Below are 21348 nucleotides of genomic sequence, written 5' to 3'. Positions count from 1 at the left end.
ATCATGAAACGATATTACGCAGTCATATACTCACTACTTTTAATAGGTCTAACACACAATGCCTGTTATGCATCACAACTCATCAAACCACTCGTTTTAAACACAATACAGGGGAAGACAATTCACACTCAAAACAAAATTACTTACCTAAAGTTTTGGGCCACTTGGTGTCGCTACTGTATAGAAGAGATGCCCCACTTACAAAAAACAGCCAATACAAAGCGGGAACAGACACATGTTGTCTCGATTAACGTGGGTTTAAATCAATCACCTCAATTGGTCAGTCGCTTTCTATCTCAATATAACTATACCTTTCCCACCGTATTTGATGATGGCTCACTCGTGGAGCGATTTAAAATTACTGGCACACCGACTCATATCATTATTGATAAACAAGGGAACATCATCCATCGCAGCGCACTATTAACAGATGAGCTCAAAGCCAAGCTCCTCGACTTAACGACACAAGGACAACATCATGAATAAACCCCTACTATGGTTCCTTTTTAACATATTGATGATCTGTAATATAAAAATCACTGAAGCTCAAACAGCAATGGCCCATGAAGAAGTCGTCTTTATTGATATATGGAGTGAATATGCCGCATTAAGCAACCTTCCAAAATCACACCTTCCACGTCGTTATTTTCAAATAGATATGAACGTAAATACCGCTGACCTTGCACATTTCATACAAGCATACCCACAATTTAAGACGCTCAAAATAGACAAAAACAACCGCTTAGCAAAACACTTTTCGGTACAAAAAACACCAACAGTGATTAGCTTAAAACAGGGGGAAGTCGTTAATACATATACACCAAATACACTCGTTAGTTTACCAAACAAAGAGCACCTAGCTATCACTGCAGAGCAATTGCGATTAACTAGCTTGCAAAATAGCCATTTTGATTTTAATCAGTCCGACAAGCACCCTGCTCGACTATTATTTTTTAGTGATGCGCTTTGCCCTAAACACCACTTACCCGATTGTGTAGAAAAGATTAAAGCGCATAACCAACTTGATTTAAACAGCAAAATAGAAAAGCTCACTATCATTAAGCCTTTTTACGTCTCTATTGCAGATGCACATACTTATAAGCAACAATTTTACATCACTCATCCAGTGATATTTGATAAACATAATGTGCTTTTTAGGCAATTCTCAGTCTCTGAACTGCCCTATTGGATATTACTTAATAACCAAGGAAATGTGATGTATAGAGGTAATACACCACCAAGTAAAACTTTGCTGCATACACCCCACTACTCAAACACCCATTCAGATTGACAATACACACTGTAAGGTGGTGGCAATAATTGAGGGAGCGAATCCAATTTAACTCCCTCATTTCTTGCTTCTATAAAATGGTGTAATAGATTTTGATCCGTACTTTGCCACTGTAAATGAAAACGCACTTTAGTTTCAGTCATAGATTTGATAGCACGATCAAAATGGCCTAATTGCCACTGCGCCGCACTTTTATAAATAGCCGTTAATTTATGTTTTGGTTTTTTCATAGCAAATGACAGTGAGTGCTCAAACTGTTCTTGCTGAAGCAAAATATACATTTTAGTGTAGTGTGCATACGCTAGGCTATCGACAAACTTATACGCTTTGTACGTCGTAATTGCCTGATCCGTTAATGACATAGCAGCGGTATAGTCTTGTTGATGAACTAATAACCAAGCTAACAACAATTGCGCATTCGCCTGAGTAATATGGCCACTTTTATTATCCGAAATTAACTTTTCAAACCCTCGCTTCGCACTAATAAAAGATGTTTTATCAAATATATCTGCTCGTAGCACATTATCCATGTACGCCATCGATATTAAAAACTCAGCTTGTATTGCAATATTAGCTGAGAGAGTATTCATACTTTCTAACTTCCAAAGGGTCGTCAATGCAGCGTTCCCCTCGTGTAACTGAATATGAAAGAACCCCAAATAGAGTAGTATTTGTTGTTGTAAATACACATTGCCTTGGGTTTTAGCCATATTCAAACTCTTGTATAGCGCTTCTTTTCTCAGCCCTAACGGTGCTTGATAATTTTGCCCAAATGCAAAGTAGCTTTTCATTAACGGGGCGAGTTGCTTTTGTTGTTGATAATAATGAATCGCGCGATTTATCACCTTTAAATTATCTTCAATGTCTAATTCGGTGTTTTGTTCCAGACCTGCTTGAGGGGGGTTTGCAATATAAAATGCACGTTGCGATTCCAATAAACTCACAGACAGTCCCCCATTTATTAATTTCATATTTTGTACCGCTCGATGGTGGCGAGGCCAATCAAACTTCAGCCAAGCCAAATCAGCTTCTAATTGGTACACTTGACCAAGTAAGCTGCGGTGCTTTAATTCGTTGGCAAACTGCATACTTTTTGCTAATGATACCTCTATAGAATCAAAGCGGCCTTCATGTAATAAAAATTGGCCATAATAAAGGTGGTATCGAACCGTTAAAAACTCATCACTTTCATCCAAGTCAATACCATCAAAATAATGCTGTGCTAAAGAATATTGCCCCGTTTTCCATAGTAAATTGGCAAGTTCTAACCGTGCAGCTTGATTATTATCATCATGTAATAAAGCGGCTTGAAAAAATGGGGTTGCCGCGGAGATACCATAATAAGTTAACGCATGTAACCCACTTAAATAGCTGATCCTTGAATCATGATTTGCTGAAACAACTTCTGTTGATACCGGCTGCACGACACCATTTAATTGTTGCACCAACTCAGTGACCATATTATCTAGCGGTGCAGTCAGATTCTCACTGAATAGCTGACCGTATATCGGTGCTTGATTATTACGTGTTATTTGATAATTCAATACATATCGCTGCTGTTGCTGGGTTAAAGACGCTGAAAATATGGTTGTTTTGTCTGGCTTGTGTGTATCATTTTGTTGATCAATGAATGTGGCTTCATTCCCAATACTAAAGGTATGCCCTGCACCCTTTTTTAATTGTTGCTGCAGCGTAAAGCCCCACCAATCAAATTCAACCTTCCCTGTTAAATTATCGATGTCCATCACAATAAGTGTCGGTAATGATACCGTTACATGTGCACCTTGTTGCTGCTTTTTATCAAAGAAATTTGGTAGAGAAAGCGATAATACAACCCCGATCATCGTAATAAACAGCATCATGATAGAACCAAAGTTCGATCGAAAAAAATTAGTCCTATTTAAGAATCGAGCTATTTTATACTTTCTATGTACCGGACTGATCCAAATATACCCTTTCTGCGGGTAAGTTTTAATAAAGCGCGGGTTCTGGGCGTTATCACCAAGGTGTTTTCGTAACTCCTGGATACTCTGCGTTAAAGCGGCATCACGATATTCACTATGAAGCCATAGCCGTGAAAGTATCTCTTCTCGGCTCAATAACTTGCCTGGCTGATCTAAAAATAATAAGAGTAATTGTGCGACTTTAGGTCGTAGAGTTACGATCTGCTCATCAACATGCAACTGCTCTAAAACAGGTTCAAATGTAAACTGTTTAAATTGATACACGTTTTCTTATATTCCCTATATACGCTAGTGCCCCTAATATACAAAAGCGAATGCAATATGTCATGGTTGTTAATAGCCCAGTTTGCCCCTTTGCTGTACAATTAAAAGTAATATAAACGCTTCATTAACGGCCTTATGAATACACAAGACACCATCGTTGCTCAAGCGACAGCACCAGGACGCGGCGGCGTAGGTATTATCCGCATATCAGGTGCATTAGCTTCTGACGTTGCGCAGCATATTATTGGGAAATGCCCAAAAACGCGCTATGCCGAATATTTACCTTTCAATACCTTAAAAGGTGAACAATTAGATCAAGGGATCGCACTCTATTTTGCAGGCCCTAATTCTTTTACTGGCGAAGATGTTATAGAACTGCAAGGTCATGGTGGCCCTGTTGTCATTGATATGCTACTCAAAGAAATTTGCCAAATATCTGGCGTGCGCTTAGCGCAGCCCGGTGAGTTTTCAGAACGCGCATTCTTAAACGACAAAATGGACTTAACACAAGCAGAAGCGATTGCTGATCTAATTAATGCCACTAGTGAACAAGCAGCAAAAAGTGCCCTTCACTCTTTACAAGGTGATTTCTCTAATCATATTAATACGCTGGTGGAGAAAGTTATCCATTTGCGTATGTATGTTGAAGCAGCTATCGACTTTCCAGATGAAGAAATCGACTTTTTATCTGACGGAAAAGTGAGTGGTGATTTAAACGCAATCATCGAACAACTTAATGAAGTCCGTAAACAAGCAAAGCAAGGCAGCATCATGCGCGAAGGTATGCGTGTGGTGATCGCGGGTCGCCCAAACGCAGGTAAATCTAGCTTACTTAATGCATTAGCTGGCCGCGAAGCCGCTATCGTGACAGACATTGCGGGTACCACCCGAGACGTACTGCGTGAACATATTCATATAGATGGTATGCCACTGCACATAATTGATACCGCAGGACTGCGTGATAGCCCTGATAAAGTAGAGCAAATTGGTATTGAACGTGCTTGGGATGAAATAAGCCAAGCCGATCATGTATTGTTTATGGTCGATGGTACTGACACAGACCACACTGATCCGATGCAAATTTGGCCTGAATTTATGGCGCGTCTCCCTCAAGGTATGGCAGTCACCGTCGTTCGTAATAAAATCGATTTATCACAAGAAGCGGTCGGGATGTGCCAACAAGGCGATTACCCTGTCTTACGTTTGAGTGCAAAAAATACCGATGGCATAGATTTGCTACGCGATCATCTAAAAGCTTGTATTGGCTTCCAGGGAGCTACGGAAGGTGGCTTTATGGCACGCCGCCGTCACTTAGATGCGTTAGAACGTTCAGCAGAGCACTTAGATATTGGTAAAACACAGTTAGAAATGCACATTGCAGGTGAAATTCTTGCTGAAGAGCTACGTTTAACGCAGCAATATTTAAACGAAATTACCGGTGAATTCACCTCCGACGATTTACTGGGTAAGATCTTCAGCTCATTTTGTATCGGTAAATAATACGCACACCGCAGTTAAAACCTTAAAAGATCTAGCCCCTTTAAGGTTTTAATTAAAGCTTTTCTATACCCATAGGTATTCTAATAACTCATCGTTTAGTATATTTACCATACTAGTGAGAAATATCACTGGCTAAAATGAGAGCGTTATTTATCGGACATAACATCATAAGTAACAATAGATTAAAGACAGAAAATAGATTTTGATCCGAATATAAGCATACCTATTTTATAATTTGTAAACAATTCCAACACAGACAATCCCGCTGACTACTCAATTCCACAACTCATCCCAAGCCATGAGTCCAAATAGCTAGCAAGTCAGTCAAAATCTAACCGTTCAAATAACAGCTCCGATCTAATTTAAATGTTATTAGACTTTTTTAATATATAGATCTAATTTAATAGATCTAAAAAAACAGATCTAAATCAAAGACTTGATCGTTATACACATTCAATTTGTCCACATCATGAAAATCATCCTCATTCAAACCAAATTTAGTGAAAATCATCATATAATGCATTCATTGAATAAAACTTATCGAAAAGATATTCTCAGTTTATCCACATAAATTTCACTTAATAACCGCATGGAATATTTTATTTACAGCTTAAAATTCAACAAGATAAAGTAGAAAATTTCATTTTGAACAATAAACACACGTCATTTTTTATCCAATCAAACTCCCCTCCTCTTTACTTCTTCCACAGGCACGATATTATGACGGCATTAAAAAGACTTGATCAATTACAATGCCACAAATAGAGATCGTCGTAGGTAGTCAAATGGGATCAGCTGAATATGTTGCTGATCAAATAAAAGAAGGCTTAGATAATCAAGGGTTTACTGTAAATTTACAAGAACAACCGGACCTCACTCAGTGTGGATATAATGTATGGCTGGTCGTTACATCAACTTACGGTGCGGGTGACTACCCGGAAAACTTATTGCCTTTTATTGATCAAATAAATCAACAAGATAATTTGGATGGCATTCAGTTTGCTGTTATCGGCATTGGTGATACAAGTTATGACACTTACAATTATGCAGCTAAAAATATCGCTAAGTTATTGATTAATAAAGGAGCAAGTAAAATATTGCCGACTTTAGAGATCAATATACTCGATGAATCTCTACCAGAAGACACTGCGCTGGCTTGGTTACCGCAATTCAGTGATAGGCTTACGGTATATTCATAGGCACCAACAGATCTTTTACACAGATGTTATTCACATTTTTGCTTTTTTTTAGATCGTATTGTGGATAACCTTTGATCTACCTGCTGATCTAACCATAGTTATCCTTGGGATAATTATAAGTTGATCTGACCCTGTGTATAAATCGTTGTTTTGATCAGAGCTTATTAGATACTTGATCCGATCCTATTCACATCAATTGATCTGATCTAAGTTATTGCTATTAAATAGATATTAAACCTTACTCACAGATATTGAGTTCAGTAGTAGTAAGATCTAATAAAGATCTTTAAAAAGATCTTATTTATATTAAAAGATCTCTTTTTGGTTTTTTCTTGTTGGTTACTATTTAATCATTTCACTTCTGAGTATTTCTAGGTAGAATACGCATCCTTTCAAAATCTAACCGGTAATTTTTAAGTAGGATCCCGTAAATGATTTATCATGAACATTTTGACGTTATTGTAGTTGGTGGCGGACACGCAGGTACTGAAGCTGCGCTTGCTGCTGCTAGAATGGGTATGAACACTTTATTGTTAACACACAATATGGATACTCTGGGTCAGATGTCATGTAATCCCGCAATTGGTGGCATCGGCAAGGGACATTTAGTTAAAGAAATTGACGCGCTTGGTGGAGCTATGGCGAAAGCGATAGACAAAGGAGGTATTCAATTTCGAACTCTGAATTCGTCTAAAGGACCAGCGGTAAGAGCAACACGAGCACAAGCTGATCGTGTTTTATACAAAGCTGAAATTCAAAGTATTTTACAAAATCAAAAGAACCTGAAAATCTTTCAACAATCTTGTGATGATTTAATTGTTGAGCAAGACCAAGTAAAAGGCGTTGTAACTCAAATGGGGTTACGTTTTGGTGCTAATTCAGTGGTACTTACTGTAGGTACATTCTTAGGTGGACAAATTCACATTGGCATGGAAAATTTCAAAGGTGGAAGAGCTGGCGATCCGCCTTCAATTGCACTTGCTGAGCGTTTGCGTGAACTTCCATTTCGTGTTGATAGATTAAAAACAGGTACACCACCGCGTATTGACGCCAGAACCGTTGATTTCTCTGTGATGCAAACACAGCCTGGCGATACACCCACACCCACTTTTTCATTTATGGGTAAACATTCAGATCATCCGCAACAGATCCCTTGCTATATCACTTATACCAATGAAAAAACACATGATGTGATCCGTGAGAATTTACACCGTTCTCCTATGTATGCTGGTGTTATTGAAGGGATTGGTCCTAGGTACTGTCCTTCAATTGAAGATAAAATAGTGCGTTTTGCAGATAAAGATAAACATCAGATCTTTGTTGAACCAGAAGGACTTACTTCTTATGAATTATATCCTAATGGCATTTCCACCAGCTTACCCTTCGATGTGCAGTTGCAAATAGTACAGTCAATTAAAGGATTTGAAAGTGCACATATTTGTAGGCCCGGTTATGCGATTGAATATGACTTTTTTGATCCGAGAGATTTAAAACAATCTTTAGAAACTAAATTTATCAGCGGCTTATTTTTTGCTGGACAAATAAATGGGACTACCGGTTATGAAGAGGCTGGTGCACAAGGTCTTATTGCTGGTATGAATGCTGCGTTACAAGTGCAAGGCAAAGATGCATGGACACCACGTCGAGATCAAGCATATACCGGCGTTCTAATTGATGACTTAGCGACTCTTGGTACCAAAGAACCGTACCGTATGTTTACTAGCCGTGCTGAATACCGATTGTTATTACGTGAAGATAACGCCGATTTACGTTTAACAGAGAAAGGCCGAGAGCTTGGCTTAGTTGATGATGAACGATGGGCTGCATTTAATGATAAACTAGAGGTTATGGAACAAGAATCACAACGTTTAAAAGCAACGTGGATCCATAAAGATCACCCATCAATTGATCAAGTTAATGAGTTACTTAAAACACCATTAACTCGTGAAGCCAGTTTAGAAGATCTGATCCGTCGCCCAGAGATCAACTATCATGATCTTATGGCTATTGAAGGTTTAGGATCTGATGCTACGAATATTCAAGCACTTGAACAAGTTGAGATCCAAACGAAATATGCTGGATACATTGCACGTCAGCAAGATGAAATCAATAAACAACTGCGGCATGAAGAATCATTGCTACCAAAAGAGTTTGATTATAGTCAGGTAAGTGGTTTATCAAATGAGGTTGTTGCAAAGTTAACTGATGCTCGACCTGACACTATTGGTCAAGCTTCTCGTATTTCTGGTATCACCCCGGCGGCGATTTCGCTATTATTAGTGTATCTGAAAAAGCAAGGGCTGTTGCGCAAATCAGCGTAACGGCAATGGGATCTCGTGTTACATCAACAACTATCTTCTTTATTAGCGCAAACGGATATTGTGCTAACTGAACGCCAACAACAGCAACTTGTGCAGTATGTTGAATTATTAGACAAATGGAATAAAGCTTACAACTTAACTTCTATACGTAACCCGAACGAAATGGTGGTTAAACACATCATGGACTCTTTGATGGTTGCACCTCACCTATCGGGTAAGCATTATATTGATGTGGGTACGGGTCCTGGATTACCGGGTATCGTATTAGCTATTGCATTACCAGAAACACAATTTGTATTACTTGATAGCCTTGGTAAACGAGTGCGTTTTTTAATGCAAGTAAAACATGCGCTTGGCTTAGATAATGTCATGCCAGTGCAGTCTCGTGTTGAAGATTATCAACCAGATGTTAAATTAGATGGTGTGCTGAGCCGTGCTTTCGCATCTTTACAAGATATGGTGCAATGGTGTGAGCATTTAATTGATAATTCAGGTCGCTTTATTGCGCTAAAAGGTCAATTTCCTGAGCAAGAGTTAGAAAACTTGCCGACGGGTGTGCACTTTGAGCAAAAGATTAGCTTAGAAGTTCCAGAACTGGATGCTGAGCGGCATTTAATTATTCTTTCTAAAGATTGAGCTTTTTGAGGACACTGTGGCAAAAGTTATTGCAATTGCAAACCAAAAGGGTGGCGTTGGCAAAACCACCACGGCTGTAAATTTAGCCGCATCGATGGCTGCGACCAAACGTAAAGTCCTACTTATTGACTTAGACCCTCAAGGGAATGCGACAATGGGAAGTGGCGTTGATAAATATAGTGATGTACCCACAATTTATGATTTGTTAATTGAAGAATTAGCTATTTCTGAAGTGATCAGTACAGAAACATCAGGAGAATATCACTTAATTGCAGCAAATGGGGATGTTACGGCTGCTGAAGTTAAATTGATGGAATTATTTGCGCGTGAGGTGCGTTTAAGAAATGCACTGGAGTCCATCCAAGATCAATATGAGTTTATATTTATTGACTGTCCACCCTCATTGAATATGTTGACGGTGAATGCGATGGCCGCCGCAGATTCAATTCTTGTGCCGATGCAGTGTGAATATTATGCATTGGAAGGATTAACTGCCTTGATGGATACCATTACCCAATTAGCTAAATTAGTAAATCCAAATTTACAGATTGAGGGGATTTTACGTACCATGTATGATCCACGTAATCGTTTAGCCAATGATGTTTCTGAACAATTAAAACAGCATTTTGGTGAAAAAGTATATCGTACTGTGATCCCACGTAATGTACGATTAGCCGAAGCGCCGAGTTTTGGTGCACCAGCAATGTACTACGATAGGGCATCAAGTGGTGCAAAAGCGTATTTGGCGTTAGCTGGGGAAATGTTGCGTCGAAAAGAAAAGCAATCTGCTGCGGTTGCCTAAGAGGATAATAATAACATGTCGGTTAAAAAACGTGGTTTAGGCCGAGGTTTGGACGCTTTATTGAGCTCTGCAAAACCGGCTCCTTCATCTGAGCCAGTTGCCATTGATACCGTGGAAGAAGTAAAAAGCGATGTTACCGAAAAGCACATTGACAGTAAAATTGAACATACTGATGGTGAGCTGCAACGGTTGCCGATTGAATATTTAAGGCCAGGAAAATATCAACCTCGTAAAGACATGTCGGAACAAGCGCTTGAAGAACTGGCTGGTTCAATTCGCTCACAAGGCATATTACAGCCTATTGTTGTGCGCCATATCAGTGATACGGATTATGAAATTATTGCTGGTGAACGACGTTGGCGAGCTGCGCAATTAGCACAATTAAATGTTGTGCCTTGTATTTTGAAACAGGTGGCTGATGAGGCTGCGGTTGCTATCGCATTAATAGAGAATATTCAGCGTGAAGATCTCAACGCGATGGAAGAAGCGGTCGCATTGCATCGCTTGCTTACAGAGTTTGAATTAACGCATCAACAAGTGGCTGAAGCGGTTGGTAAATCACGTACCACAGTGACAAATCTACTACGTCTCAATAATCTCAATGATGATGTTAAAATTTTGTTGGAACATGGTGACATCGAAATGGGTCATGCTCGGTGCTTATTGGCACTCTCTGGAGAAGCGCAATCTGAGGTTGCCCGTACCGCTGTTGCAAAAGCCCTGACAGTCCGTGAAACAGAGAAACTGGTACGTAGTATTTTAACCCCAGTGGATAAAAAAGAAACAAAGGAAAAGGACCCAGATGTCAAATTGTTAGAACAACAATTAGGCGAAAATCTAGGTGCTAAAGTGGAAATTAATTATAATAATCGAGGTAAAGGCAAGTTGGTGATTTCTTATACTAGCTTAGATGAACTCGATGGCATTTTGGGCCGCATTCATCCAGACATGCAACAACCGCCTGAATGACCAATAAATAAACAATGGTGGTGCTGAAAAAGCGCCACTATTCGTCTCTTCAAGTTGCAAAATCACCAAAAATAAGTATAATTTCGCCAGTTTTCATACCCTGATTAAGTTTAAGGTCATAAAGGTTAATAAAAAGTGACTCATTCGTTAGCTGGCCCGTATAGACGAGCCGCATTAAAAGGCGTATTACTTCAGGGTATCGTAGCAATCGTCGCTGCAGTAATAGTTTTAATCGCTTGGGGAGTGCATGCGGGGGCATCTGCAATAGCTGGTGGCCTAGTTTCAGTACTTCCTAGCTTAGTGTTCGCTTTATACGCCTTTAGATATATGGGCGCGAGTAAAGCAGAGCAAGTATTTGACTCGATAAAACGAGGCAATGGATTAAAGTTTTTGCTGACTGTGTGTTTGTTCGCACTGGTATTTAAGTATTTTTCAGTCATGGCATTGCCATTTTTTTGCTGTTATATACTGGTGATGTTCACACAATGGTTGGCACCGATTTTTTTTAATCATTAACTTTTGGGATAAAACATGGCTGCAGAAGAAGTTACTCTATCAAGCCATATTCAGCATCACTTGACCAATGCCAAGATGTGTTCGACCGACGCCGGTCTTGCCTTCAATAAAGCATGCGCGGACAGTGGTTTCTGGACATGGCACGTAGATACCCTCGCATGGTCAATCGGGTTAGGTCTGATATTTTTATGGATCTTCCGTAGTGCCGCTACTAAATCTACCACAGGTGTACCGGGTAAATTTCAGTGTTTCATTGAAATGATCGTGGAGTTCGTTGGTGACAACGTACGTGACACCTATCATGGTAGTAGCAAGCTGATAGCTCCATTAGCTCTAACAATTTTTGTTTGGGTGTTCTTAATGAACCTAATGGATTTAATACCTGTAGATTTCTTACCTGCATTTGCTGGTGTTGTTGGTGAAACCGCATTTGGTATGGATTCTCACGATGTGTACATGAAGATTGTACCAACCACTGATATCAACTTGACCGCAGCGCTTGCAATTGGTGTGTTCTTATTGATGATCGGGTACTCAATTAAAATCAAAGGCATCGGTGGCTTTATTAAAGAGCTTACGTTGCACCCGTTCAGTTCAGATAACAAACTGGTTCAAGTACTTTTGATCCCGTTTAACTTGCTACTAGAGACGATAGCACTGGTTGCTAAGCCGTTCTCGTTGGCGCTTCGTTTGTTTGGTAACTTATACGCTGGTGAGTTGATTTTCATCTTGATCGGCGCAGTTGGTTTAATGCAACTACCGTTGCACTTTATTTGGGCTGTATTCCACATCTTGGTAATCGTTCTGCAAGCATTTGTATTCATGATGCTTACAATCGTATACCTAAGCATGGCAAGCTCAGATAATCATTAATTTTTATTTTATATTTTAACTTTAATTTACAATTGAAACTTTGGAGAAAAAAATGGAACTAGTATTAGGTCTTAAGTACATCGCAGTTGCTTTACTTATCGGCTTCGGTGCTATCGGTACAGCGATCGGCTTCGGTAACATGGGTGGTAAATTCCTTGAAGCATGTGCTCGTCAGCCTGAACTTGCGCCTTCACTACAGGTTAAGATGTTCATCCTAGCTGGTCTAATCGATGCTGTTGCAATGATCGGTGTTGGTATCGCGATGGTATTGTTGTTCGTACTTTAATTTAACTTTGAACAGCTTACTATTTAAGGAGGAGCGGTTGTGAACTTAAACGCCACTCTTATCGGTGAATTAATTGCGTTTACGGTCTTCGTATTATTTTGTATGAAGTTCGTATGGCCACCACTAAATGGTGCAATTGAAGCTCGCCAGAAAAAAATCGAAGATGGTTTAGCTGCCTCTGATAAAGCCGAAAAAGAACTTGAACGTGTGCGTCTAGAGGCTGCAGAGCAGTTGACAGAAGCAAAAACTCAAGCGGCTGATATCATTGATCAAGCTAAAAAGCGTGCAGCGTTAATTGTTGACGAGGAGACTACTCGTGGTCAGCAAGAGCGTGAGAAAATTATTGCTCAAGGACACTCTGAAGTTGAATCAGAGCGTAGCCGTGTGACAGAGGACCTGCGTAAGCAAGTTGCTACTCTGGCAGTGGTTGGCGCTGAGAAGATTTTAGAGCGTGAAATCAATCAAGCCGCACACAGTGACATCGTTGAAAAACTTGTCGCTGAGCTGTAACGGAGGGTATGAGCATGTCTGAATTGACTACTATCGCTCGCCCATACGCTAAAGCGGCTTTTGAACTTGCTGTTGAAAAAGGCAATGTTGACGCTTGGAATGACATGTTGTTCTTCGCTGGCCAAGTGGCCAGCGATGAGCAAGTGGCTTCTTTGCTTGCAAGCATGCCAACTGCTGCAGAACAAACTGATGTATTACTGAAAGTATGTTCTGAGCAACTCAACGAACAGGGTCAGAATCTTATCAAGCTGATGGCCGAAAATGAGCGTTTAGCCGCCATTCCAGCAGTTGCTGATATTTTTGCTGAATTTAAAGCAGAGTATGACAAAGAAATCGACGTTGACGTGATTTCTGCAACTGAACTTGCTGGTGAACAGCAAGACAAATTGGTCGCGGCACTTGAAAAACGTTTCGCACGCAAAGTTAAGCTGAATTGTAGCATCGACGAAGCCGTAGTTAGCGGCCTTGTGATCAAAGCTGGTGACACCGTTATTGACGGAACTGTCCGTGGCAAACTTGACCGCCTAGCGGCCTCGCTACAATCGTAATTGGGAAAATGAGCATGCAACTTAATTCCACAGAAATTTCTGCGCTGATCAAACAACGTATTGAGCAGTTTGAAGTTGTAAGTGAAGCACGTAACGAAGGTACAATTGTATCTGTTACAGATGGTATCATCCGCATCCACGGTCTAGCTGACTGTATGCAAGGTGAGATGATCGAGCTTCCTGGCAACCGTTATGCTATCGCACTAAACCTTGAGCGTGACTCAGTAGGTGCAGTAGTAATGGGTCCTTACGCCGACCTTAAAGAAGGCGTAAAAGTACAATCTACTGGTCGTATCCTAGAAGTACCTGTTGGTCGTGGTCTACTTGGTCGTGTTGTAAACACACTTGGTCAGCCTATCGATGGTAAAGGCGCACTAGATAACGACGGTTTTGAACCAGTTGAGAAAATTGCACCAGGCGTAATCGAGCGTCAATCAGTAGACGAACCAGTACAAACTGGTTATAAGTCTATCGATGCAATGATCCCAGTTGGTCGTGGTCAGCGTGAGCTGGTTATCGGTGACCGTCAGACTGGTAAAACTGCACTAGCAATCGATGCAATCATCAACCAAAAAGGCACAGGCGTTAAGTGTGTGTACGTAGCGGTTGGTCAAAAAGCATCTACGATTGCAAACGTAGTACGTAAACTTGAAGAACATGGTGCACTTGAAAACACAATCGTTGTTGTTGCATCAGCTTCAGAATCAGCAGCGCTACAATTCCTAGCGCCATTTGCTGGTTGTACTATGGGTGAATACTTCCGTGACCGCGGTGAAGATGCACTAATCGTATATGATGATCTGTCTAAGCAAGCTGTTGCTTACCGTCAGATCTCATTGCTATTGAAGCGTCCACCAGGTCGTGAAGCATACCCAGGTGACGTATTCTATCTTCACTCGCGTCTTCTAGAGCGTGCATCGCGTGTAAACGCTGATTACGTAGAGAAGTTCACTAACGGTGAAGTGAAAGGTAAAACAGGTTCATTGACAGCATTGCCTATCATTGAAACTCAAGGTGGTGATGTTTCTGCATTCGTACCTACTAACGTTATCTCAATCACCGATGGTCAGATCTTCCTAGAAACTGACTTATTCAACGCAGGTATCCGTCCAGCAGTAAATGCTGGTATCTCGGTATCTCGTGTTGGTGGTGCTGCGCAAACGAAAATCGTTAAGAAACTAGGTGGTGGTATCCGTCTAGCGCTAGCTCAATATCGTGAACTAGCAGCGTTCTCTCAGTTCGCTTCTGATCTTGACGATGCAACTCGTGCTCAACTTGAGCATGGTGAGCGCGTAACTGAGCTAATGAAGCAGAAACAATACGCACCAATGTCTGTTGCTGAAATGTCTCTGTCTCTATTTGCAGCTGAGAAAGGCTTCCTACAAGACATCGAAATCGCGAAAATCGGTGACTTCGAAGAAGGCCTAATTGGTTTTGCAAACAGCACATACGCAGAGCTAATGGCTCAAATCAATGAAACAGGTAACTACAACGCCGAGATCGAAGCGCAGTTGAAAGAACTTCTTGAGAAGTTCAAGTCAACGCAAACTTGGTAATTTAGTTATGCATGGTGGGTGTTATCGCTAACACTCACCTTGATTCGGAGAGAGAGTCATGGCCAGCGGAAAAGAGATTAAAAGCAAGATCGGGAGTATTAAAAATACTCAGAAGATCACCAGCGCAATGGAAATGGTTGCCGCTTCTAAAATGAAGCGTGCGCAAGACCGTGTGGCGTCAAGCCGTCCATATGCTGAGAACTTACGCAAAGTGATCGGTCGTGTTGCTCAAGCTAATCTTGACTTCCATCATCCGTTCTTAGAAGAACGTGATGTGAAGCGAGTTGGTTATATTGTTATCTCTACAGACCGTGGTCTGTGTGGCGGTTTGAACACGAATGAGTTCAAAAAAGTGACACAAGACGTACAAGCTTGGAAAGAAAAAGGCGTTGATGCAGAATATGCAACGCTAGGCGGTAAAGCTGCTGGTTTCTTCCAACGCTTCGGTGGTCAACTACTCGCTAAAAAAGCGGGTCTTGGAGATGCACCTTCAATTCAGGACGTAATTGGTCCTGTTAAAGTAATGCTTGATGCATTCGCTGAAGGAAAAATTGACCGTTTATTCGTGGTATACAACAACTTTGTAAATACCATGAAGCAAGAGCCAGTAATCGATCAGTTATTACCTTTGCCAAAAGCTGAAGAAGAAGTATCAGCTCACGCTTGGGACTACTTGTACGAGCCAAACCCAGAGGCTATTTTAGAGACTCTGTTAGTACGCTTCATTGAATCACAAGTGTACCAAGGTGTAGTTGAGAATGCTGCCTCTGAACAGGCTGCCCGTATGGTTGCGATGAAAGCCGCAACAGATAATGCTGGTGACCTAATTGATGAGCTGCAACTGATTTATAACAAAGCACGTCAAGCTGCAATCACACAAGAGATCAGTGAGATTGTTAGTGGTTCGGCTGCGGTATAACGCTTCGGCAAAGTTTAACGAGAGGAATAGACATGAGTTTAGGTAAGGTCGTCCAAATTATCGGCGCCGTTGTGGACATCGAGTTCCCACAAGATAGCGTGCCAGCTGTATATGAAGCAGTAAAAATTACAGAAGGCGACTTAGTTGGTTTGACTCTAGAAGTTCAACAACAACTAGGTGGCGGCGTAGTTCGTGCAATCGCACTAGGTACTACTGACGGTTTACGTCGTAGCACTGCAGTAGAAGGTACAGGCGAGCCAATTAAAGTTCCAGTAGGTACAAAGACCCTTGGTCGTATCATGGACGTATTGGGTCAGCCAATCGATGAAGCAGGTCCAATTGGTGAAGACGAGCGTATGTCAATTCACCGTGCAGCCCCTTCATATGAAGAGCAATCAAGTTCAATCGAACTACTAGAAACTGGTATCAAGGTAATTGACCTTGTATGTCCGTTCGCTAAAGGTGGTAAAGTTGGACTATTCGGTGGTGCCGGTGTAGGTAAAACCGTAAATATGATGGAACTTATCCGTAACATCGCAATCGAGCACAGTGGTTATTCTGTATTCGCAGGTGTTGGTGAGCGTACTCGTGAGGGTAACGATTTCTATCATGAAATGAACGATTCAAACGTACTTGATAAAGTATCGCTTGTTTACGGTCAGATGAACGAGCCTCCAGGTAACCGTTTACGTGTTGCACTGACAGGTCTTACTATGGCAGAGAAGTTCCGTGACGAAGGTCGTGACGTACTTTTCTTCGTAGATAACATCTACCGTTATACACTTGCAGGTACTGAAGTATCAGCACTTCTAGGTCGTATGCCATCAGCGGTAGGTTACCAGCCTACACTTGCTGAAGAAATGGGTGTACTTCAGGAGCGTATTGCGTCGACTAAAGCTGGTTCAATCACATCAATCCAAGCGGTATACGTACCTGCGGATGACTTGACGGATCCATCTCCTGCTACAACCTTTGCTCACTTAGACGCAACAGTTGTACTTTCACGTGATATCGCGTCTCTTGGTATTTACCCAGCGGTAGATCCACTAGATTCATCATCTCGTCAGCTTGACCCACAAGTAATTGGTCAAGAGCACTATGATACTGCACGTGGCGTTCAGACAGTTCTTCAGCGTTACAAAGAGCTTAAAGACATCATTGCAATCCTAGGTATGGACGAGCTTTCTGACGAAGATAAGCAAGTTGTATCTCGTGCACGTAAAATCCAACGTTTCCTATCTCAGCCGTTCTTCGTTGCTGAAGTATTCACAGGCGCGTCAGGTAAATACGTTTCACTGAAAGACACTATCGCAGGCTTCAACGGCATCTTAAACGGTGAGTATGATGATCTGCCAGAGCAAGCTTTCTACATGGTTGGTTCTATCGACGAAGCAGTTGATAAAGCAAAAAACATGTAATTTAGGGGGTTATTATGGCAATGACAGTACAACTTGACGTAGTAAGTGCAGAGCAGAGTGTATTCTCTGGTAGCGTCGCTACAATTCAAGTGACAGGTAGTGAAGGTGAGTTGGGTATTCACCCAGGTCACGCCCCACTCCTGACTGGCCTAAAACCTGGTATGGTACGTTTAGTTAAAGCAGACAGCAGCGAAGAGATCATCTACGTTGCTGGCGGCACATTAGAAGTTCAACCACAGACAGTAACCGTCCTTGCTGACGTTGCTATTCGTGGTGAAGACCTAGATGAGCAAGCCGCTGAAGAAGCTAAGCGTGAAGCGCAAACTCAAATGGCATCAGGGGCAGCTTCAGAGCTTGACCACCAAGCTGCCGCGGCACAACTGGCTGAAGCGATTGCTCAGCTACGCGTTATCCGTCAATTGCGTAAATAAGTACAAACCTATCTGGTTTAAAAAGCCCACATCTTTTGGTGTGGGCTTTTTGTTTACAATTATTATACATATATAGATAAATATATTTTATTCCCTTCAATTTTCAGAGTTTAAAAAATTATTATTGTTACGAATACACTAACAACTTTGTAATAAAAAGTTGTGTTCACTGTACCATTCGATAGAATAAACAGATTACTCATAATTATATTGCTTTGAACAATGAATGAAGTTAGCTTTTCCAGGAAGGTCAAAGAGGTTAAATTTGGCGAGTGGAGTCTAGATCCAAAGCGTCAAACTATTCATGACGGAGAAGTAGAACGAGAGCTTGAACCTTTATTGTTTAACATACTATGCTATCTGGCGATAAATTGTGAGCAGATTATTACCAGACAAGATCTTGTTGATGATGTTTGGAAGCAAAATTATGTAGATGATAATGCCATTAATAGAGCGATGTCTGAACTTAGAAAGGTACTTAAGTCTGAACGACAAAAAGGCATTATCGTAAAAACGCACTATCGAAAAGGGTATAGTTTCTTCCTTGAACCAATTATTATTTATCACCAATCCAGCACGGATAAAAATCAAGAAACAAACAAAAAAGAAAGTGCTGGTAGAGAGCAAAATAATGCGATAGGGCTTGAAAAATCAACATCAAAACGAGGCTCTTCCAATGTAAAGAAAGTGGTAATTATGACTATTTTTACCGTCTTACTTTCGGTAGCTGCATATCAAGGATACCGCTTTAAAACTGATGTTAAAGTACAACAAAAAAGTATCGAAGAAAGTGTACTGTCTTGGTTACCAGGGCGATATACCTTACTCACATTATCTCCAGATAAAAAGCAGGTGGCTTTTTCATTCATTCCAAACGATAGCCAACATTATTCATTGGTGGTGAAAGGACTTAATGGCGGCCAAGAAAAACGGCTAGGAGAGGAAGGGGTTAATTACCTTCCGCTAGGGTGGTCGGTAGACTCCAATGCTATTTTTTATCGCGCAACAACAAAAGATAAGTGCCAAGTCTGGCGGTTGAATGCTGACTTTAATTCAGATAATCAGTTTTTATTTGATTGTAACTTAAATGACAGTATGACAGGGGGCGGTGCCGGCAATAATCGGTTTATTTATTCCAAAACAGGGTACAGAAATAGAGATGAACTAGCCGCATTGGTCAATCGGAACTTAGCGACTGGCGATGAATTTCAAATTACATCACCAAACTTAAACTCGTATGGTGACCGTTTCTTATCGTATATTCCAGGTAAAGAACTCATTCTATTTGAGCGACGCCAATATGATATCAATGAGTTATATGTGACAGACCCTGATGGTGGAAATCAAGAGAAACTATTTGAGGCTTCGCATCGAATATGGGCTGTTACTTATGATGAACCATCAGGAATGTTGGTTTGGCTAGATAATACTGAAAATATTGTTTATGAATATGATTTATTTAATCGCAAGATACATAGTATTGTTGAATTAGAAACAGATAAAACCTATGCCAGCTTTCAAGCGTTCGATAAAGATTCGTTATTACTAGTCAGTTATCCTTTTTTGAGAGATATCCATCAATTTAATTTGCAAACCAATGACGTTAGTATTGTGGATGAAAGTGATTATGAAGATCGCTCAGGAATAGAAGTTGATGATGGGTACTTATTTTTAACACGACGAGGCAGTGAGAGCTTCATTAGCTTTACACAAAAAAGCAGCAATGAACGGCAACCACTTCAAATCCCTAAAGGGCGCCTTAGCGCAATTCGTTATAATTACGATACGGAACAACTTTTGTTGCAACACGCTGACAAAATAGAGCTGTATGATTACAAAACATTACGGTTAGTCGATACTATTCGTACTGAAGGCACCGTTATTTCTGCCGAGTTCCTTGGCAAAGAACAAATAGGCTTTGTTGTTGTTAGTGATAAAAAAATAAAAAGCAAAACATTTAGATATTCAATTATTGATAAAAAGAAAGTAGAGGTTCCAGCCTTAACGTCTTTATGGATTGGCCATTTAAATGAGTCTACTTTGGTTTCACTCTCATCGAATGATAAAATTGTGCTCTATGATATATTCTCTGGAGAGCAAATAGAGCAATATGAATTACCTCAAGCAAAGTACAAGCATTCTATTACTGTAGGTCACGGCAATATTTATTATTCTGATGGAGAAAAGGTATATAAAATCAACCGTGATGACCCTGAGAGTATAGAGGAGCTATATAATCCCGGTTCAGTCATCGGTGGTGTTCAATACTCTGAGATAAATGGCAATATCCTACTGGATATTATTACGGTATCAGAGAACCAGTTACTAAAAATAGCGCTTAAGTGAAATAACCTTTTCGTATCTAGATGACTTAAAAATTACTGATATGACTTGATGGTATCTTGATAAATTCTACCAGTGAGAGCACCCTTAATAAACTTCAACCTTAGGCTGGTTACTTTCAGTATGTTAAGAGAAGGAGGTTGTGCTCTCAGGTGGGTAACATAGCGCTTTGTTTGTTATAGCATCGATTTGTATTCATTCTCTTCGATAAACTCTTGTCTACACGTTTCTTGATAAATACTCTGCTCGCACATTGTGTAGAACGTGTTTACATACTGTTTGGCAGAAACATGAGATTTGCGGTGTTTTATTTCTGTGTTTTTTGTAGAACCAAGCTGAAGAGTACCTATTTACAAATAGCTAAGAGTTTGAATAATTCTATTTTAAGTACTGAGTATTGAATTTATATGATGCTTATTTGCAAGGTCTATGACGTAATATTTGATACGGTGTGTGAAAGCCTAACCCATTGCTCTACTAAATAACATCAAACAACGACTCTTCCCCAGAAAGCTTGGTCAATCTGATATCCCTTTCTAAATGAAAATATGTGGCAGGGAATATGACATACTTACTATTGTCCCCTTACTACTGCACCGAGTAAATCTACACTTCATTACTTTGTTATTAAACAGTCATTGGGCTTGTGACTGAGTGACAGCCTTTTTGAGTGGCATGAAAGTCATTGTGCAGCGTAAAAGCAATTTATGATAATTAATTTACACTTATACGCCCATCAGTTTGCACTTTCCCTCTATACGTACTCGTTAATTTCATGCGATACATTACTTTATTTGTGCAAGCTTGTTGAGTTTTTCTACTGGTTGATATTCAGTCGTATCTTATGAAGCACTTTGCAGTTGTGGTAAGGCATATAAATAAGGGTTATTTTTAAAGTTGATGGAAATAATTTTAGGTGTGAAATGACTTTTCAATATTATCAAAAGCGAACTTTGTCATTTAAGTATACAAATCAATTGCTTGTGATAAATATTATGGGTG

Annotated in this window: 19 protein-coding genes; 18 read left to right on the top strand and 1 reads right to left on the bottom strand. The window is 40.4% G+C overall.

Annotation, left to right across the window (positions count from 1 at the left end; all coding sequences use genetic code 11):
- The first annotated feature begins 3 nt into the window (after nt 1-3).
- Nucleotides 4-486 (top strand): TlpA disulfide reductase family protein, encoded by a 483-nt coding sequence (locus PAUR_RS18385; RefSeq protein ID WP_192509176.1) that lies wholly within the window; start codon nt 4-6, stop codon nt 484-486.
- A complete protein-coding gene (locus PAUR_RS18380) occupies nt 479-1291 on the top strand; it encodes a thioredoxin family protein (RefSeq protein ID WP_192509175.1) in 813 nt (270 codons plus the stop codon). The genes PAUR_RS18385 and PAUR_RS18380 overlap by 8 nt, the downstream gene beginning before the upstream one ends.
- On the opposite strand, the gene PAUR_RS18375 is transcribed toward PAUR_RS18380, so the two are convergent.
- On the bottom strand, nt 1267-3519 hold the full coding sequence (locus tag PAUR_RS18375; RefSeq protein ID WP_192509174.1) for a winged helix-turn-helix domain-containing protein: 2253 nt from the start codon (nt 3517-3519) through the stop codon (nt 1267-1269). The genes PAUR_RS18380 and PAUR_RS18375 overlap by 25 nt on opposite strands.
- A 135-nt stretch (nt 3520-3654) precedes the next feature.
- Between PAUR_RS18375 and mnmE the strand changes: the two genes are divergently transcribed.
- The 16 genes from mnmE (at nt 3655) to PAUR_RS18295 (ending at nt 20349) form a co-directional block, all read left to right on the top strand.
- A complete protein-coding gene (mnmE, locus tag PAUR_RS18370; RefSeq protein WP_192509173.1) occupies nt 3655-5019 on the top strand; it encodes a tRNA uridine-5-carboxymethylaminomethyl(34) synthesis GTPase MnmE in 1365 nt (454 codons plus the stop codon).
- A gap of 752 nt (nt 5020-5771) precedes the next feature.
- Nucleotides 5772-6218 (top strand): FMN-binding protein MioC, encoded by a 447-nt coding sequence (gene mioC / locus PAUR_RS18365; RefSeq protein WP_192509172.1) that lies wholly within the window; start codon nt 5772-5774, stop codon nt 6216-6218.
- Nucleotides 6219-6649: 431 nt separating this feature from the next.
- Nucleotides 6650-8539, top strand: coding sequence for a tRNA uridine-5-carboxymethylaminomethyl(34) synthesis enzyme MnmG (mnmG, locus tag PAUR_RS18360; RefSeq protein ID WP_192509171.1), 1890 nt, complete (start codon nt 6650-6652; stop codon nt 8537-8539).
- Nucleotides 8540-8554: 15 nt separating this feature from the next.
- On the top strand, nt 8555-9175 hold the full coding sequence (gene rsmG / locus PAUR_RS18355; protein WP_192509170.1) for a 16S rRNA (guanine(527)-N(7))-methyltransferase RsmG: 621 nt from the start codon (nt 8555-8557) through the stop codon (nt 9173-9175).
- Between the two features lie 16 nt (nt 9176-9191).
- Nucleotides 9192-9977, top strand: a complete 786-nt coding sequence (locus PAUR_RS18350) for a ParA family protein (protein ID WP_192509169.1) — start codon at nt 9192-9194, stop codon at nt 9975-9977.
- A gap of 15 nt (nt 9978-9992) precedes the next feature.
- Entirely contained in the window at nt 9993-10946 is a 954-nt protein-coding gene (locus tag PAUR_RS18345) for a ParB/RepB/Spo0J family partition protein (protein ID WP_192509168.1), read from the top strand.
- 135 nt (nt 10947-11081) lie between these two features.
- Entirely contained in the window at nt 11082-11462 is a 381-nt protein-coding gene (locus PAUR_RS18340; RefSeq protein ID WP_010366214.1) for an ATP synthase subunit I, read from the top strand.
- A gap of 15 nt (nt 11463-11477) precedes the next feature.
- The gene (gene atpB, locus PAUR_RS18335; protein ID WP_192509167.1) at nt 11478-12335 is read left to right on the top strand and encodes a F0F1 ATP synthase subunit A; all 858 of its coding nucleotides are present in this window, start codon (nt 11478-11480) and stop codon (nt 12333-12335) included.
- A gap of 52 nt (nt 12336-12387) precedes the next feature.
- Nucleotides 12388-12621 (top strand): F0F1 ATP synthase subunit C, encoded by a 234-nt coding sequence (gene atpE, locus PAUR_RS18330; protein WP_004335261.1) that lies wholly within the window; start codon nt 12388-12390, stop codon nt 12619-12621.
- A 39-nt stretch (nt 12622-12660) separates the two neighbouring features.
- Nucleotides 12661-13131, top strand: a complete 471-nt coding sequence (gene atpF / locus PAUR_RS18325) for a F0F1 ATP synthase subunit B (RefSeq protein WP_010366190.1) — start codon at nt 12661-12663, stop codon at nt 13129-13131.
- Between the two features lie 14 nt (nt 13132-13145).
- Nucleotides 13146-13679 (top strand): F0F1 ATP synthase subunit delta, encoded by a 534-nt coding sequence (gene atpH, locus PAUR_RS18320; protein WP_010366188.1) that lies wholly within the window; start codon nt 13146-13148, stop codon nt 13677-13679.
- 14 nt (nt 13680-13693) lie between these two features.
- On the top strand, nt 13694-15235 hold the full coding sequence (atpA, locus tag PAUR_RS18315; protein WP_010366186.1) for a F0F1 ATP synthase subunit alpha: 1542 nt from the start codon (nt 13694-13696) through the stop codon (nt 15233-15235).
- A 58-nt stretch (nt 15236-15293) separates the two neighbouring features.
- Nucleotides 15294-16154, top strand: a complete 861-nt coding sequence (gene atpG / locus PAUR_RS18310) for a F0F1 ATP synthase subunit gamma (protein ID WP_010366183.1) — start codon at nt 15294-15296, stop codon at nt 16152-16154.
- A gap of 32 nt (nt 16155-16186) precedes the next feature.
- Nucleotides 16187-17572, top strand: a complete 1386-nt coding sequence (gene atpD, locus PAUR_RS18305) for a F0F1 ATP synthase subunit beta (RefSeq protein ID WP_010366182.1) — start codon at nt 16187-16189, stop codon at nt 17570-17572.
- An 11-nt stretch (nt 17573-17583) separates the two neighbouring features.
- Nucleotides 17584-18003 carry a F0F1 ATP synthase subunit epsilon gene (locus PAUR_RS18300; protein ID WP_040698348.1) on the top strand — a complete coding sequence of 140 codons (420 nt, stop codon included), beginning with the start codon at nt 17584-17586 and terminating at the stop codon, nt 18001-18003.
- Between the two features lie 222 nt (nt 18004-18225).
- Nucleotides 18226-20349: a winged helix-turn-helix domain-containing protein gene (locus PAUR_RS18295; RefSeq protein WP_192509166.1), complete on the top strand. Its 2124-nt coding sequence runs from the start codon at nt 18226-18228 to the stop codon at nt 20347-20349.
- The last annotated feature ends 999 nt before the right edge of the window (nt 20350-21348 follow it).

Origin of the sequence: Pseudoalteromonas aurantia 208 (assembly GCF_014858725.1) — a bacterium.
GTDB classification, from domain to species: domain Bacteria; phylum Pseudomonadota; class Gammaproteobacteria; order Enterobacterales; family Alteromonadaceae; genus Pseudoalteromonas; species Pseudoalteromonas aurantia.
Note: the sequence above shows the minus strand (reverse complement) of the source record. Positions and strands in the feature narration are given on the sequence as shown.